Raw genomic sequence first — 16,064 nt, forward strand, 5'->3', positions numbered from 1 at the left:
TGTGAACCGATGCTATTTTTACTCCTGTATTTGTTCTGCACACAACGCCTCCATTTTCTCATGTACATAAGAAAAATCCCTCTCGTCATTTATCGTAACAATCACATCGCTTGCGGACAAAATAGTCCCTCCTTTTGGGATGATCTCTTTTTCGCCACGCTTAATCGCAACTAAAAGGCAGTGTTTTGGCCAGTCAATCTGCGCTACCGCTTTATGTACCAACAAAGAGCCATGCATGATAACATGCTCAGATAATATCTTCTGACCCGTTGTTTTCACCTGCTCTTCCCCCCGATTTTTCAAAAGTCTGCCCAGCAAGCTTTCATAAATCGGCTCTGATTTCATCAAACTTGCGACCACATATGCCACAATCGAGACAACTGACAGCGACAGCATCTGACTTAGCGATCCGGTCATCTCAAAAATCAAGATAATTCCGGTAATCGGCGCTCTTACTATCGCAGTAAAATACCCGGCCATAGCAAGCAGGACAAAGTTATTGATATACTCCGGGCTCATTCCGAAATATGTCGTTCCGACCATTCCAAAAATACCGCCGATAAATGCCCCTAACACCAGAAGCGGAAAAAATATTCCTCCAGGTGCACCACTGCCAAAACAAATGGCAGAGAACACAAACTTTGCGACAAGCAAAAAAACAACACTTGTAAGAGCCAACTCTCCATGGGTCAAAGCATCGATCAGATTATGCCCGCTTCCAAGAAGTTCCGGCATGATAAATCCCAAAACACCCGCTAACAAAAATGGGAGCATAACTTTTGTGATTTCGTTTAATCCTTTTGTCTTTTTATAAAGTCCTTGTACAGTTAACGTAAACCAATTATAAAAAGCTCCCATCACACCAAGGATGACACCAAGCAGCAGAATCATCCAATAATAACTCTGTGGTAATGCATGCCCAATATCAAATTGAAATACCGGATCCAGTCCAAATACCTTTGAAGAAATATAATCTGCCGTAATCGATGAGGTCATGACAGACACGAGCACAGACACTGAAAAATTCTTATGAATTTCTTCAAGTGAAAACATCACCCCTGCAAGAGGTGCATGAAATGCCGCAGATAGTCCCGCACTGGCACCACAAGTCAGCAAAAATTTTTCTTCTGTCTTTCCCCTGTCAAGCATTTTGGAAATTCCTTTTCCCGTCATTGCGCCAAGCTGAATGGACGGGCCCTCTCTTCCAAGAGAAAGTCCGGCAAACAAAGATAAAAATCCTCCTAAGAACTTTGCTGGCAGCACTCTATACCACCGCTGATTCAGTTTCCCGATCATCTCTCCTTCAAGCTGTGGAATTCCACTTCCTGAGATCATCGGCTCCCACTTCACAAGCAAGCCTACAATAACCGCAAACAGTACCAAAATAACGAACCACAAACACATCTTGACCGGAGAACCTTTTGCATAATGCAAAATCATCTGCAGCCACTCTCCTGCATATGCCAGCACAAGCCGGTATAGCAGCACAATTCCCCCCGCCACTGCTCCAACTAGAAGACCTTCTCCAATCAACACCATATGAAATCGTTCCGCTCTGTTTAGAACGTACGACGTATCCTTTTTCACTTTTCTCTCACTCCTATTTTATTTCTGCATCTTCCAACGTTTTATAGCCATAAAATGCCGTTGTATAGCGCATGATTTCTTCTGTCATATTTTTTTGTTCCTGCACAAACGCCACAATACGTCTTCCATAGAGCACCAATGTCTGCATAGAATATGTCTTAAGTTCTCCCCGCAGATAAGTCTCAAAAGAAATATCATACAGTGTATCTTCCGATGTGTGGATGATTCTTGCCTGTCCGGACAGGTGCGGATATTTTTCAGCAAACTCCTCTCGCCATCCAACCTGAATCGCCACAATCTGCTCAACCATAGCCTGTTTTTCTTCTGAAATCTTCGGAAGTCCCGTGGCAATCGCTTCGTATTCTTTTGGAGCTGTAGACTCCATCATATAAGCATACTTTTCCATCACCAGATTTCTTCCCTGCGCTTTTCCCTCTTGAAGATCCTGCCAGTAACTCTCCAAAAGAGGCAGATCCCATATCAAAAACTGGCTTTTGCGCATCACATCAAACGTCTCAAAATCATCCTGACACGCAGCACGCCCGCCTGTATTTCTCACATTTTGAAACATCTCCCACTCCATTTCTACAATTTGTTCTATTATCGGATTCATCTCTTCTTTCGCCTCCAAAATTCTTTCCACATGCAATTCCAAAAACGTCTCCTCCCCATATGTCAGGTTTTGTCGTTTCAGTTCTTCTAACAGCCTTGCACAAATTTCTTCCACCACGCTCTCCCGTTCTCCTTCTGAAGAAAGTACCTGTTCAAACAGCGGTTTCAATTCACTTAAGCGTTCTAGATTTTCAAGACCTCTCCACGCCCATTTATAATACGGCATATACCTTCGATTCAAAAGATATGCTGTCCGCATTCCTTCCCGCACAAATTCGTCTAGCGCAAGATTTGCTGCTACAATATCATTTCGTTTTTTACATCTTCCATAATTATACTGCCCGGCTTGTGCTGTCAGCGCAACGGCATTTGCAAGTCTTCGTTTCCAGACAGCAAATGGCATTCCATTTTGCAGTTGTTCCCGAATTGCCGAAAATTCTCCCAATGGGTCATCAAACATCTCCCCATTCACTGCCATGGCAAGTTTTTCGTCTTCCATCTCACTCCATGCACCGTTTCCGGTAAACTCTTCATAAAATTCAGGAATACTTAGCACTCCCACACGTCCGCCTCCTCGCTTTGAAGTATTCCGTGCCGGATAACCCATAAAAGCCTTCGGGAGCGCCTCATATGCTTCCTGCATCTTTTGACCTACTTTTTCATAGTCTTTCTCCGTAAGCCAAAGACAGAATCCCGGTCCAAAATCATGATCCTTTGACCACATGTCGTCAAACCCGAGACACTCTGAGCCATGCCCAACAAGACCTGCTGCCACACGATCTGCATATTCTGGAAATTGCTCTTTTAGCATCGCTTTCCCGTAAGTCTCATAGTAGCATTTTGACAATTCGAGACCTGAAATCTCTTTTTTCGGTCTTCGTATGTTCTCATAAGTTTCTTTCGCCTCTTTTTTCAGATACTCTGCCTCTTTTGCAAATCCAGCTTTCGAAAGCACAATTGCGCAGTTTTCACAAGTCATTGCATAAGACTCATTCTTCCCAAAATGCGCCAAAATCTCCCGCAATGCTTCTGTATAGGCCGAAATTGCTTTTTCCAATTCTCCCTGCTCATAGTGCCCCTGTGCAAGAAGTGCCAACGCACCGCAATAGTGCGCATCTTTTTCTTCACATTCCTCAAATCGTTCAATCGCCCTCTGCACATATTCAATCCCTTGTGCAAATTCTTCCTTTTCATAGCAGACTGACGCCAGATTTGCATAGGTTGTCGCCTCTTCCACTTTATGATCCGGAAGGTTTCTAACAATTGCAAGCGCCTGCAAAAGACAGCTCTCTGCCGTCCCATAGTCTTCTTTTTGCTGAAATGCCATACTCATATTATTATAAAGTCCCGCCAAACGCTCATCTTGAATTCCAAGATTTTTGAAAATCTGTTCCGCTGCCCGGTACATCGCAATCGCCTTTTCGCACATACCTGCTGCTCGATATGCGGTCGCCGCATTCAAAAGTGTCGTCCCATGCGCCTCACTCTCCTGTAAACCAAGCTCTTTCACCAGTTCCAGCATCTCTTTTGAAATCTTTAGCGCCTCCTCATAGTTGCTGATACTTCTATAGTAACCAATCTGTTCATTTCCCTGAACCAATCTTTCCATTGTTCCTGGATCTATCTGTTTGTTTTCTTCCTGCATTTTGTTTCCTCATTTCCTGCCCCTTTCGGCATTCTTTTACACTATTTTTTATTATAGCCAATTTCATGCAGTAACACAACCTGCAGAAATTCTGCAATGTAATCTTAATTTATTTTAATAAATTTATCACTTTTCATTAAACACTTTTTTTGTTACGTGCGTTATAATATTTTTACTATGTACAAGAGAGGATTTTATTTATGGATTCAAGAAATTTAGATCATATAAATTACAGTTACACTGATTCAGAACGCGCTAAAAGAAACGCGCTAAAAAAACGCAGAAGAAAGCAGCTTCTCATACAAAGATGCGTCTTTTTTCTCATCGCCCTGCTTTTTCTGATACTCTTGGGAAAAACAGTATTCTCTATCAAAGAAAAATTATTTCCAAAGATAACGTCTTCCGAAGGGAACAATACTTCTGCAAATAAAGCAAAGAAAAAAATTGAATTCACACCGATCCCATCTGACACTGCTTCATTGCCTTCCGATGTCGTGACAAACTTGAATAACATGGCCGCAAGCGACAAGCGTGTCGCAGAAATTGTGAACCACTACGACCAGTATCCTGCTGATTTGCTGGAACTGCTCTCAAAAAATACCGAGGCAACTGATTTCGTTCTAAATTACCCATCTGAAAAGGACAAGCCTTGCGCCGATACAATCGGCGATGTCACAAAAGGGGTAATTCCGCACCTTCTTCAATGGGATACACGATGGGGCTACGGAATCTACGGGGATAATTTTCTAGCCATCAACGGCTGCGGACCAACTTCCCTTGCAATGGTAGTTTCCGGACTGACCGGAGACAATACGATCACCCCATATAAGATTGCACAATATGCAGCTTCCAACGGACTCTATGTTCCGGAATCCGGTTCCAGCTGGGAACTGATGCGGATAGGCGCCAAGCAATATGGAATCACCTCTCAGGAACTTGTATTAGATGAATCTGTTATGGCAAACCAACTCGCTTCTGGGCACCCGATTATCTGTAGTATGCGTCCCGGAGATTTTACTACTACCGGACACTTTATTGTGTTGAACGGATATGAGAATGGACAGTTTCATGTCTTGGACCCAAACAGCAATGCAAACAGCGAAAAGTTGTGGAGCTACGAACGACTTTCTCCACAGATTAATAATCTTTGGGCATTTTCTATTTAAAAAGAAGGAGCCAGATCAATTTGATTCTGACTCCATTCTTTATTTTACTAATTTTTGATTCAGCGGGTAATCTGAAAACAACCTTTCGATACATTCCTCATACACATGCCGTTTTTCTGCCTTTTTGATCTTCTTGGCAGCCTTCTCTGCTCCTTCAAATAAATGTATCATGAAAAACCACAATTCTTTCATCTTAAAAAGAACCGCCCGGTCTCCCGAAAGAACTTCCTGATTCTTCCTGTAAAATTCATCATGAAATGCACGCAATACTTCTTTATCTAAGCTTTTACCCTCACAAATCAGATTCAAAAGTCCTGGATTTACCATCACCCCGCGCCCAAGCATCACACGCTCCACCTGCGGATACTCCTTTTCAAACGCTTCAAAATGCGACTTAATAAACAGGTCCCCATTATAGCAAAGCCGATTTTTGCTTTCTTTCACTGCCTGTCCAAATACTTCCATATTTGGTTTGTTCTTATAAAAATCTGCCCTCACCCTCGGATGGATAATCAGTTCTTCCATCTCGAACTTATTATAAATGTTTAAAAGCCGCTCAAATTCTCCTGGATGCTCCACCCCGATTCTTGTCTTGATGGAAATCTTTGATTCTGTCCGCTCAAAAATTTCGTATAGAAAGCGTTCCAGCTCATCCGGATATCCCAAAAAGCCGGATCCTTTTTTCTTTGCGGTAACTGTCCCAGACGGACATCCCAAATTCAAATTGATTTCTTCATATCCATACTCCCGAAACTCCTGTGCCGTCCGGATAAAATCCTCCGCATTATTAGTCAGAATCTGCGGGACCACACAAAGCCCTTGATTGTGCTGTGGCAGAATTTCTTTCAACTCTTTCGGTTTGAATCCACGATTTGGATGCGGTACGATAAACGGAGTAAAATATTTATCCATTGGATGGAAAAAATGATGGTATACATTCCGATAAACATATGTCGTCAGCCCCTCCAACGGCGCCAGATAAAATTTCATAATTGTCTTCTCCTCTTCTAACGAATTTTAAATGTCTTCGGTGCAAACCGAAACACGCAAAAATATGACAGCGGAATAAAGATGATTGTCACAGCAAGCACTCCCAATGTAAACAGCCATGAACCTGTCTGTATCTGCAGACAAAGATAGCATCCAAAATACACCAGTGCATTTACCACCGAAAAAATAGGGCTTTTCACCGTCTTTTCTTCTGTATATGGCTGCGTGATATAGTACATAAACAGATGAAACAGACAGAAAAATGCGGATAATAGCAAGGAGCCTGCCATCAACGGTATCACTTTCCAAACAGCTAGTATCTCACCACACAGAAGAGTCCAAAGAAGAAGCATCCCGCAGATTATAGCCGCCGGAACTGCATCTAGCATCAATAATTTTCTAAGGCGTATCTTAAAATTTTTCAAGATTGCATCTGCTTCCCGGTAATATCCATATTTCAGCAGACTGATATCACAGTTAAAAAACATTGCCTTACAAATTCTTCCACCTGTGGACTCCAAATACATGACAAATACCATGACCGGCATCATCTGCGTCATCGCCTCAAATGTCTTTTGTTTCATCTGCTCTCCCACAAATAACAATGCCACTGCCCCAATCAGTCCAACTGCCAAGATGATGATGATTCTGCTTTTGACCGCTCTTGAAACAATTCTTTTATGGCGTTCAAAGAAAATGGCATTCAAATAGTCATACCCTTCTTTTTCCTCGTATTTTCTCGAGCGCAGTTCCTCTTTGGAAATATCCTTATCCTGAATCTGCACATCTGCAGCCCGAGCCTCTTTTACCGCATCATCCTGCTCTAAAAAATCTTTCAGGCTGACCATCTTTTTCGCAAAAATCGTATATCCCCCATACTTCCACACTTTCGAGAAACAAAACATTCCTACTAACGTGAAACTCAAAAAGACAACAACTTCTGCCATCACATATCTATCAAAAAACAACCTTGGGACTGCTGCCGCCACTCCATATCCGAGTGCTAATATGATTCCAAACATTAAAAATGTTTTTCCTAAAGATTTCCAAAATACTTTTTTCCCTTTTTTCTCGGAATGTCGATAGTGTTGTAAAATTCCGGCATGCCCAATGTATCGTGTAAAAAACAATGATACAACAAACAACGCAGATTCCGCTCCAAATCCAAACCACAATAGCGGTACTAAAAAGCAGATGGTATCTTTCACTCCTTTTAGTACCATCTTGGAGCGATAATGCTGTGCCGCCGGAATCCGCATCACATGCAGCAACACATAATCCTTTTTTGCCCCTTCCGTCAGGTTTGACACCAAAAAACTTCCCGGCAAAAAAGAGAAAATTAAAAACAAGTAGACCATTACTGCTTTTTGATCTACAAAAATCCCTTCTTTTTCCCAAAATCCCTGAATCCAATTCGCCGGCAGCTTAATCATCAGCAAAAAGTACAAAAATGTACCAACAAATGCACCTATCACGGAAAACACAACCGGTATGGCACCAATCGCCTTCTTGATATCCGTCTCTCCATACAGACGGTACGGTATTTTCTCTCCGACAAGCGGTAATTTTCTCACATAATAGAGCAGAACATTGACCTGCTGCACAAAGACAAGCATCCTTCCCTGAATGATGGTATTAATCATGCTGTTCCTCCTTCAGCGCCTCAAAAATCTTCTCTTCAAATTCAGGCGCCCCAATCATATTGTGGTCAATTGCCTCCAGTTTTCCCTGATTCAAAATGACAATCTCATCACATAGATCCTCTGCAAGTTCCAAAATATGTGTCGAAAAAATAATGATGTGATCTTGCTTCATCGCTTTTAACATCTGCTTAATCTCATGCGCCACAACGACATCAAAAGAAGTCAAAGGCTCATCCAGCAGAATCACCGGAGGCTTCGTAATCAAAAAGCAGATCATCTGCATTTTATTTTTCATTCCATGCGAGTAATCCTTAATCAGACGGTACCAGTCTTCTTCTTTGATCTTAATCATATCAAAGTACTCCGGAATTGACTTTTTATCCTTAATCTTATCTTTATTGATATCAATATAAAACTTGAGAAATTCATATCCTGTCAAAAATTCTGGTAAAATCGGATGCGCATATGTAAATCCGATTTGTGAAAAGTCCAAAATATCATCCGCTCCGTCATATAACGCAATCTCACCGTCACAGGAAATCTCTTTGCTGATACAATTGAAAAGTGTTGTCTTTCCTGCCCCGTTTCTTCCCAACAGACCATATATCTTTCCTTTTTCAAACACAAAACTTGCACCTTTCAGAACTTGTTTTTGATCAAATGCCTTCTGCACTTCTCTGAGTTCCAACCTCATATCTCCACTTCCTCTCCAAATAAAAAAGTAATATTGTATTATTATTTTAATACAATATTACTTTTTCTTCTTTTATTTGTCAATATATTCTTTTGTACCGACTCTATTGTACAACTTCCAAATAGCTGCTGATACAATATAAAGTCTGTCCATTATATTCTACTCTGGACCACCCTTCGTTCGACACGCCGGTACGCACGATGACTTCCCCATTTTTTAATTCTGCAATAACTTCTGATGGCGACTCCACACTAGGACGATTGCGAAGATTTGTCACTTCTTTTGCCGTCACATTTTCAGATACATCCGTAAACTTTGTCTTAAACTCACTTTCAGTCTCCCGCGGCGTCACATAACTCAAATCTGTTGTCAGATAATTGCTGACACAGTACACAGTCTGCCCATTGTAGATTATTCTCGACCAGCCGTTATTTCCCACTCCTGTTCGAACTGCTGTCTCTCCGTTTTTCATGCTTCCTACGATATTATCATCACTTCCTTGTTCCATCGTACTTCGAAGATTCACCTCGTCTTTTGCCGTCACCTGCTCTTCCACTTCTGTAAAATTGACTCCCACCTCTACATTAGCTTCCACTTGCTCTGCTCCGTTTTCATCTACCGCCTGCTGGGACTGACTATATCCGAAATAAGCGACATTAAAGTCAACCGCACCTTTGATTCCGTCCAGTTTTCCCTGATTGGTGTACTGCCACATTACATGGTCACCTGTATAGTCAGATTTTGTTTTTTCCGGCCATGTCTGATCCGAGTACTGTGCAACCCAGATACGATAATTTAAAGAAAGATCATCTGCATTCCACAAATTATTGTCATCCAGTTCATTTTTCGCTGCATAGAACATTCCTGTGTAAGATCCTTCTTCAATAGATTTGAGAAATGCATCTGCCAGTTTTGTCCGCTCCTCAACCGAAAGCTCAAACTGTCTGCTGGACGGATTTTGAAAACCTTCACAATTGTAAGCAACAGGATATGTCACCGGATATCCTGAAAGCAGATTCTTCGTCCATTCTGCCTCCTCTTTTGCCTCTTCCTCTGTCACTGCCGTGGAAAAGAAATAAGCTCCGATTTTCAGCCCATTTTTGGATGCTTCCTGCAGATTGTATTTCGCACAGGCATCTTCTTTAATCTCCCCGTTCTTCATACCACGATATCCCACACGGATCATCGCAAAATCAATTCCGCTGTCCGCAACTGCCTTCCAGTCGATATTCCCCTGAAATTCAGAGACATCGATTCCGGTTGTGATCTCATCTGTCTCATATTGAGATGCCTTCAAGTCCGGAAGCTGCACTTTTGCTTCCTCTTTTTCTTCTTCGATCTTTGCCTGCGGATCTTCCTGCGCATTCTCCGCTTTGTTTTTTGCGTTGTTCTCTTTTTCATTCGCAAACAGAAAGTAACAAAAAACAGCCAATCCGATTACAATGATTGCCACACTGACAGAAATCGCGATGATCATCTTTTTGTTTTTACGGTCTTTGTTGAAAAAATTTTTCTGCATCTTTGTATCCTCCTCTTATCTTCTGCACGTCTTTCCGGTGTAAGACTCTGCAATTACTTTTATCACAGCCACACTATCTGCCATCTGTTCTGAGATTTCAAACTCTTTTCCGGTCTGATGCCACATCAGTTTGGAAAGAGCTAAACGCTTTTCCTCTGTATGTTCAAGAATCGTCGCTTTTCCGTTTCCCATCACGCAAGCATATTCATAACCATATGCACAAGGTGTATTTGCCTCAATCAGCGCATGTTCACAGTCCATCTCAAAACACACCTTCAAATTTTTTTGAATTGCACGCAGCTTTCTTCCTTCCTTTGCACTGTGAAAATAGAGCGCTAAAGATTCTTCTTCAAATTCATAACCAAAATTTAACGGCACCAGATACAAGCCTTCTTCGTCCTGCATGGCAAGTCTGCATACTTTACATTTCTCTATGATATCTCTGATTTCCTCTATGTCTGTGATCTCTCTGTCTTTTCTTCTCATCATATTCCTCTTTTCATTTTATCATATTTCATCTCATCAAACCATATAACTTTCTCCGGTTTTTCCACATGTTCCCCAATATATTTTTCCATCCACACCAAGTCATACCAGCGTCCAAATTTGTACCCACATCTACGAAATCTGCCCACAAATCGATATCCCATATGGTTGTGGAACTCTACACTGTTTTTGGTCAAATAAGGATCATCATCATCCACATACGCAATGCAGGCATTCAGATTCAATATATTCTGTTCCGATAAAATTTTCTCCAACGCCTCATACAGCATTCTTCCAATTCCATCTTTTCTCCCATCCTGCCGAACATAAATGGCTGTCTCCACAGACCGGTCACATGCTGCCCGCTCATTGAACACCCCCGCGTAAGCATATCCAATCAGTTCTCCGTCTCTCTCCGCTGCCAAATAGGGATGCCTCTTTAAAATATGTTCTATTCTGTCTCGAAACTCTTCCACCGTCGGAACCTCATACTCGAATGTAATCGCAGTGTGCTTCACATATGGTGCATAAATTTTCAAAAGTTCCTCTGCATCTTCGGGTTTCGCAATTCTGATAACACTCTTTGACATATCACTCCTCCTCTGATTTTGTACTGATCTCATCCAAAAATTCTCTCAGTTCCTTTACATCCTGTCTGGAAAGTTCGTCGCCATCATATAGTGATACGACAAAATTTTTTAAGGAATTACGGTATAGTTTATCTAAAATATGTTTACTCTCTCTTCTCGAAAATTCTTCGTAAGATACAATCGGTTCATAAAAATTAGATTTTCCGTTTTTTTCACAGGAGAGATATCCTTTTTCTACAAGCCTTGACAAAAACGTCAAAATCGACGTCTTTTTCCAGCCTTTTTTTTCTCCAAATACCTCCTCAAGATAGGATGCTGTAATGGAATTCTTATTTTCCGCATTCCATATTGCCATCATAATTTCCTGTTCTGACTCTGAAATCTTTTTCATCTTCACTTCTCCGTTTCTACTCTGTTTTTAAAATAAGCGGCATGAGCTGTTCTGTACAGATACGCTCTTTTACACCGCCCTCCGGACCATAAGAAATTTTCTTTTTCTTTGCGCCGACTTCCTCACCACATACCCAAAAACTTCCATCTTTTTTTCTGATATACATTCTCTCTTCCACTTCATCTATAGATACTTCCAACACATCAAAAAATAGTTTCTGATACATAGAACCCCTCACTTTCTACATATGTAGTATATTTACATACTACATATGTAGAACAAAAAGTCAATTATTTTTTCTGCTTTCAATATTTTCCCATCGCAGCAATGCAAACAGTATATAACACTTGACAACAGCTTTTAACTGTTATATACTGTTTGCACAAAGGAGGAACACAAGTATGAAACTTATCATAAACAATTCCTCTATGGTTCCCATCTACGAGCAGCTTGTAGATCAGATCAAATTGCTCATTCGAAGTGGCGAACTGAGAGAGAATGATATCCTGCCATCCGTCCGCGCACTGTCAAAAGAATTAAAAATCAGTGCACTGACCGTCAAAAAGTCTTATGACACATTAGAGAGTGAAGGCTTTACCGTAACCGTACACGGAAAAGGAACATATGTAAAAGCAGTCAACACCGACCTTTTATTAGAAGAACAAAAGAAAGAGGTGGAGACTGATTTCGAACAGGCAATTCTAAAAGGCAGACGATACGGAATTAGTGATGAAGATTTGAAAAATTTATTTGAATTAATTATGGAGGGATAAAACAATGTTAAAAGTAGAACATTTGCAAAAACGATACAAACAGTTTTCTCTCAATTGTTCTTTGGAGATTAAATCTGGCTATGTAACCGGACTAATAGGACAAAACGGTGCCGGAAAAAGTACAACATTTAAGGCTATTTTAGGATTGATTTCTATTGATGGCGGTGCCATTACACTTCTCGGAAAAGAGATTGAGAATTTTACAGCAAAAGACAAGGAAGCTTTGGGTGTTGTCCTATCCGACTCCGGTTTCAGCGGATATCTGACAATCCGAGATATCGTTCCGGTTTTGGAACATTTGTACCATAAATTTGACAAATATTTCTTTTTGGAACAGGTCAAAAAATACAACCTTCCACTGAATAAAAAAATCAAAGAATTTTCAACCGGTATGAAAGCAAAATTAAAAGTGCTTGTGGCTATCTCCCACCATGCAAAACTGCTGATATTAGATGAACCAACTGCCGGATTGGATGTCATCGCCAGAGATGAACTACTTGAGTTGTTAAGAGAATTTATGGAAAAAGATGAAGACCGTGCAATCTTGATCAGCTCTCACATTTCCAGTGATCTGGAGACGCTATGTGATGATCTCTATATGATCCATGACGGAAAAATTATTCTTCACGAAGATACCGATGTATTATTGGGTGATTATGCGCTGTTAAAACTAGATGATACACAATATCATGCACTGGACAAACAATATCTTCTGCGCTCCAAAAAAGAGCCTTTCGGATACAGCTGTCTCACAGACCAAAAACAGTATTATATAGAAAATTATCCCGATATCACGATTGAAAAGGGAACCATTGATGCTGTTATTACAATGATGATCAGGGGGGAATAAAGAATGAAAGGATTACTCATAAAAGATTTTAAATTAATGAAAATGCAGAAAAACTTTTTTCTCATGATGATTGCAATCGTCATAGCAATCTCGTTTTTTCAAAATGAGATATCATTTCCACTAGGATTTTTGCCATTTGTCATATCACTTTTTTCTTTGAGTACGATCAGTTATGACGAGTTTGACAATGGAAATGCATTTTTATTCAGCCTTCCAATCAGCAGAAAAGATTATGTGAAAGAAAAATATCTGCTTTCTTTCCTGCTTGGTTTTGGTGCTCTGATCTTGGGCCTTCTGATCATCTGTGTGGCTAGCTTTCTAAAAGGAGACACGATTCCTGCGGATATCATTTGGGCTGCACTGATAATCCTATCAAGCCTCATCATAATACAGGCGATTATGCTCCCGTTTCAGCTAAAATATGGTCCTGAAAAGGCAAGAATCGCACTGATGGGAACATTCGGACTGATATTTGTAGCCGGAGTGATCTTTGTCAAGCTCACTCAAGCCGCAGGCGTTGGTACCGTCATCCTTGCAAAACTTTCTGCACTCCATGTCGGGATCTTTGCTGCCGCCATCACACTGATTGCAGCTATATTTCTTTTCTTGTCTATGCAGGCTGCCATAAAAATTGTAGAGAAAAAAGAATTTTAACCATCACAAAAGACCATACACTTTTAACGCCTTATAGATGCCGTCATCATCCACGCATGCAGTCACGTAGTCTGCATGCGTTTTCACATGCTCACCGGCATTTCCCATAGCAACTCCAATGTGCGCATACCGAAGCATATCGATGTCATTGTCTCCGTCTCCAAATGCCATGATTTCCTCTTGTCCAATCTTAAAATGCTCCAATATCTGCCTGATACCGGCAGCCTTTCCTCCTCTTTTCGGAATAATGTCAAATGCCATTGGATTCCATACATTTTCTTTGCAATCTGTAAGGTTTTCCATCAGTTGCTGTACCTTGCCTTCGCTGTCATACACAATAAACTGGTACACATTTTCTCCATTGTACGAGCCTACCTTCGGCACCGCTGTTGAGATTGCCTTCTGAGCTGCCCGAACTTTTTCATCCACAAAATTAATATACATCCTGTTCAGACCAACAAGCATAACAGGAATTTTTTTCTCCTCAAACACAGTAATCATTCTCTTTGTATCTTCCGCAGCAATCGGGAAATCATACACAAGTTCTTTCTCTCCATCCAGACAAATCTGTCCGTTCAGCATCACATACCCGTCAAATGAAATTCCCTTTACCGGAAGTTCTTCCATCTCCAGTATATGCCTCCCTGTCGCAGCAAAAACTTTAATTCCCCGCTCCCGCAGCTGACAGATGGCATCTTTTGTGCTTTCCAGGACCTTCCCCTGTTTATGTGATATCACTGTGCCATCCATATCCAAAAAAACTGCTTTTATCATCTTTTTTCCTCATCCAATATTTTCTGAATCATATTTTTTACCAGTTCAAACGCAATCGGATTCATTCCACTGTTAATGACGATATCTGCCGTGCTTCTTGTCGGTTCGACATAGAGATAATGCATTGGCTTCACCGTTGTGAGATACTGCTCTACAACACCTTCGATGTCACGTCCGCGCTCTTTCACATCACGAATAAGACGTCTTAAAATTCGTTCATCCGCATCCGCCTCTACATACACTTTAATATCCATCAGATTCCGCAGTCGCTCATCCGCAAGAACAAGAATCCCTTCCAGAAGAATCACTTTTTTTGGCTCTACACGCTCGACCTGATTAGAGCGTGTATGCAATGTATAGTCATACACCGGACATTCAATCGCCTTTCCCTCTTTTAATTCCATCAACTGCTGCACTAAAAGTTCGGTCTCCATCGCATCCGGATGATCATAGTTCGTCTTTTTACGTACTTCCAATGGTATATCACTCTGATCACGATAATAATTGTCATGATACAACACCGCTACATCATCCTTAAATTCTTTCTTTAGCTTTCTAGTAAATGTTGATTTTCCTGAGCCGGTTCCTCCGGCGATTCCTATAATGATATTCTTCATTTTTCTTACCTTTCTATTTTTTCTATCGTATCCTTTCTGATTTCTTCCCTCAACACTGTCAGATAATCCGAAAATGTAACTCTGTCATTTGCATATGTCTGATTCATCTCATACTCTTTTGGAATCCATGTAGACAAATCTGAAAAATTATGCTGTATTACGGCTTCCAGACCATCAATTGCCTTGTAGATCTTTGCTTCCAAAGTCTTTCGTTCTTCCATCTCTTTATAAAGTTGCTGCATTTCTTCCGCATAGGATTTCGGAAGACTTCTCACCCAGTCATACAACAGTTCTTCTTCCTTTTTTTCATCTTCTGCTGTTTTTTCAAACGCCGGAATATCCCCCGTGAATGCTTCCCCCAAATCGTGAATGATACACATCCGAATGACCTTGTCCATATCCGCCTCCGGGAATTCATCCCTCATAAAAAACACCATCAATGTCATCATCCAGCTGTGTTCCGCAACACTTTCCCGTCTTCCTTTTGACGTGTAACAGTGCCTCGTTGTATCTTTTAGTCGTTCCGCCACTGTCAATAAATTCAATAGTTCTCGTGCCTGCATCCAGCCTTCCTCCTTATTATTTCTTCCATAGCATCAGATATTCTGCTTCCCCTGTCGCCTCATCTGTCTGCTCATCCTGTATCTCAAACTGCTCACGTGTATAAAACTTTATCGCCCGTTCATTTTTTTGATAAACATTCAACTTCAATTGTCCTTTCAGACTTTTTACGAAATCCAAAAGCTGTTTTCCAATTCCCAAAGACTGTTCTTTCTCTCTTACAAAGATTCCCGCAATATACTCGCCATCCAAGCCTACAAATCCTTTGATTTGACCCTGCTCTTCAAACACATAAATCTCTGCATCTCCAAGCATTCCCTCGACCATCTCAAAATGCTCATCCCAGTACGTTTCCGCAATAAAATCATGTGCTTTTTTATTCGTATGCAACCAGATATACGCCACTTCGTCAAGATCTGTTTTCCTTAATTTTCGAATCATAGTTTTTCCTCCGTGACTAGTTTACCACGAAAGTCACAAGAAGTGGAATATTTTCTGAATAAAAAAGTCCC

General features: G+C 40.9%; 18 protein-coding genes. 4 read left to right on the plus strand and 14 right to left on the minus strand.

The features are described 5' to 3' along the window. Positions 1-18: 18 nt before the first annotated feature. On the minus strand, positions 19-1,587 hold the full coding sequence (locus tag BQ5364_RS10975) for a chloride channel protein (protein WP_022250885.1): 1,569 nt from the start codon (positions 1,585-1,587) through the stop codon (positions 19-21). 13 nt (positions 1,588-1,600) lie between these two features. Further along, positions 1,601-3,844, minus strand: a complete 2,244-nt coding sequence (locus BQ5364_RS10980) for a DUF4125 family protein (protein WP_004613967.1) — start codon at positions 3,842-3,844, stop codon at positions 1,601-1,603. A 494-nt stretch (positions 3,845-4,338) separates the two neighbouring features. Between BQ5364_RS10980 and BQ5364_RS10985 the strand changes: the two genes are divergently transcribed. Next, a complete protein-coding gene (locus tag BQ5364_RS10985) occupies positions 4,339-5,010 on the plus strand; it encodes a C39 family peptidase (protein WP_235837162.1) in 672 nt (223 codons plus the stop codon). 39 nt (positions 5,011-5,049) lie between these two features. On the opposite strand, the gene BQ5364_RS10990 is transcribed toward BQ5364_RS10985, so the two are convergent. The 8 genes from BQ5364_RS10990 to BQ5364_RS11025 all read right to left on the minus strand — a co-directional run bounded on the left by BQ5364_RS10990 (position 5,050) and on the right by BQ5364_RS11025 (position 11,549). Beyond that, the gene (locus BQ5364_RS10990) at positions 5,050-6,000 is read right to left on the minus strand and encodes a tRNA-dihydrouridine synthase family protein (protein ID WP_022250882.1); all 951 of its coding nucleotides are present in this window, start codon (positions 5,998-6,000) and stop codon (positions 5,050-5,052) included. Between the two features lie 17 nt (positions 6,001-6,017). After that, complete coding sequence (locus tag BQ5364_RS10995; RefSeq protein ID WP_071144282.1) at positions 6,018-7,643, minus strand: hypothetical protein; 1,626 nt, start codon at positions 7,641-7,643, stop codon at positions 6,018-6,020. Continuing rightward, complete coding sequence (locus BQ5364_RS11000; protein ID WP_004613972.1) at positions 7,636-8,337, minus strand: ABC transporter ATP-binding protein; 702 nt, start codon at positions 8,335-8,337, stop codon at positions 7,636-7,638. Before BQ5364_RS11000 ends, BQ5364_RS10995 begins: the two co-directional genes overlap by 8 nt. 103 nt (positions 8,338-8,440) lie before the next feature. After that, positions 8,441-9,856: a GH25 family lysozyme gene (locus BQ5364_RS11005; protein ID WP_071144283.1), complete on the minus strand. Its 1,416-nt coding sequence runs from the start codon at positions 9,854-9,856 to the stop codon at positions 8,441-8,443. Between the two features lie 15 nt (positions 9,857-9,871). Then, positions 9,872-10,345 carry a pyridoxamine 5'-phosphate oxidase family protein gene (locus tag BQ5364_RS11010; protein WP_004613975.1) on the minus strand — a complete coding sequence of 158 codons (474 nt, stop codon included), beginning with the start codon at positions 10,343-10,345 and terminating at the stop codon, positions 9,872-9,874. Beyond that, the gene (locus BQ5364_RS11015; RefSeq protein ID WP_004613976.1) at positions 10,342-10,932 is read right to left on the minus strand and encodes a GNAT family N-acetyltransferase; all 591 of its coding nucleotides are present in this window, start codon (positions 10,930-10,932) and stop codon (positions 10,342-10,344) included. The genes BQ5364_RS11010 and BQ5364_RS11015 overlap by 4 nt, the downstream gene beginning before the upstream one ends. 1 nt (position 10,933) lies before the next feature. Further along, positions 10,934-11,323 carry a BlaI/MecI/CopY family transcriptional regulator gene (locus BQ5364_RS11020; protein WP_004613977.1) on the minus strand — a complete coding sequence of 130 codons (390 nt, stop codon included), beginning with the start codon at positions 11,321-11,323 and terminating at the stop codon, positions 10,934-10,936. A 16-nt stretch (positions 11,324-11,339) separates the two neighbouring features. After that, a complete protein-coding gene (locus tag BQ5364_RS11025) occupies positions 11,340-11,549 on the minus strand; it encodes a hypothetical protein (RefSeq protein ID WP_004613978.1) in 210 nt (69 codons plus the stop codon). 175 nt (positions 11,550-11,724) lie between these two features. Between BQ5364_RS11025 and BQ5364_RS11030 the strand changes: the two genes are divergently transcribed. The 3 genes from BQ5364_RS11030 to BQ5364_RS11040 are packed head-to-tail and all read left to right on the plus strand — an operon-like array spanning position 11,725 to position 13,600. After that, positions 11,725-12,096 carry a GntR family transcriptional regulator gene (locus BQ5364_RS11030; RefSeq protein WP_004613979.1) on the plus strand — a complete coding sequence of 124 codons (372 nt, stop codon included), beginning with the start codon at positions 11,725-11,727 and terminating at the stop codon, positions 12,094-12,096. A gap of 4 nt (positions 12,097-12,100) precedes the next feature. Beyond that, positions 12,101-12,946 (plus strand): ABC transporter ATP-binding protein, encoded by an 846-nt coding sequence (locus tag BQ5364_RS11035; RefSeq protein ID WP_004613980.1) that lies wholly within the window; start codon positions 12,101-12,103, stop codon positions 12,944-12,946. 3 nt (positions 12,947-12,949) lie between these two features. Beyond that, positions 12,950-13,600, plus strand: a complete 651-nt coding sequence (locus BQ5364_RS11040) for an ABC-2 transporter permease (RefSeq protein WP_071144284.1) — start codon at positions 12,950-12,952, stop codon at positions 13,598-13,600. Positions 13,601-13,603: 3 nt separating this feature from the next. Here the strand turns inward: BQ5364_RS11040 and BQ5364_RS11045 are convergent, their stop codons facing one another. The 4 genes from BQ5364_RS11045 to BQ5364_RS11060 are packed head-to-tail and all read right to left on the minus strand — an operon-like array spanning position 13,604 to position 15,993. After that, complete coding sequence (locus BQ5364_RS11045) at positions 13,604-14,374, minus strand: Cof-type HAD-IIB family hydrolase (RefSeq protein ID WP_004613982.1); 771 nt, start codon at positions 14,372-14,374, stop codon at positions 13,604-13,606. Further along, positions 14,371-14,991, minus strand: a complete 621-nt coding sequence (gene udk, locus BQ5364_RS11050; RefSeq protein ID WP_004613983.1) for a uridine kinase — start codon at positions 14,989-14,991, stop codon at positions 14,371-14,373. The genes BQ5364_RS11045 and udk overlap by 4 nt, the downstream gene beginning before the upstream one ends. Before the next feature lie 5 nt (positions 14,992-14,996). Continuing rightward, the gene (locus BQ5364_RS11055; RefSeq protein WP_004613984.1) at positions 14,997-15,554 is read right to left on the minus strand and encodes an HD domain-containing protein; all 558 of its coding nucleotides are present in this window, start codon (positions 15,552-15,554) and stop codon (positions 14,997-14,999) included. 16 nt (positions 15,555-15,570) lie between these two features. Further along, positions 15,571-15,993 (minus strand): GNAT family N-acetyltransferase, encoded by a 423-nt coding sequence (locus BQ5364_RS11060; RefSeq protein ID WP_004613985.1) that lies wholly within the window; start codon positions 15,991-15,993, stop codon positions 15,571-15,573. Positions 15,994-16,064: the final 71 nt, after the last annotated feature.

The organism is Coprococcus phoceensis, from assembly GCF_900104635.1.
GTDB lineage: Bacteria > Bacillota > Clostridia > Lachnospirales > Lachnospiraceae > Faecalimonas > Faecalimonas phoceensis.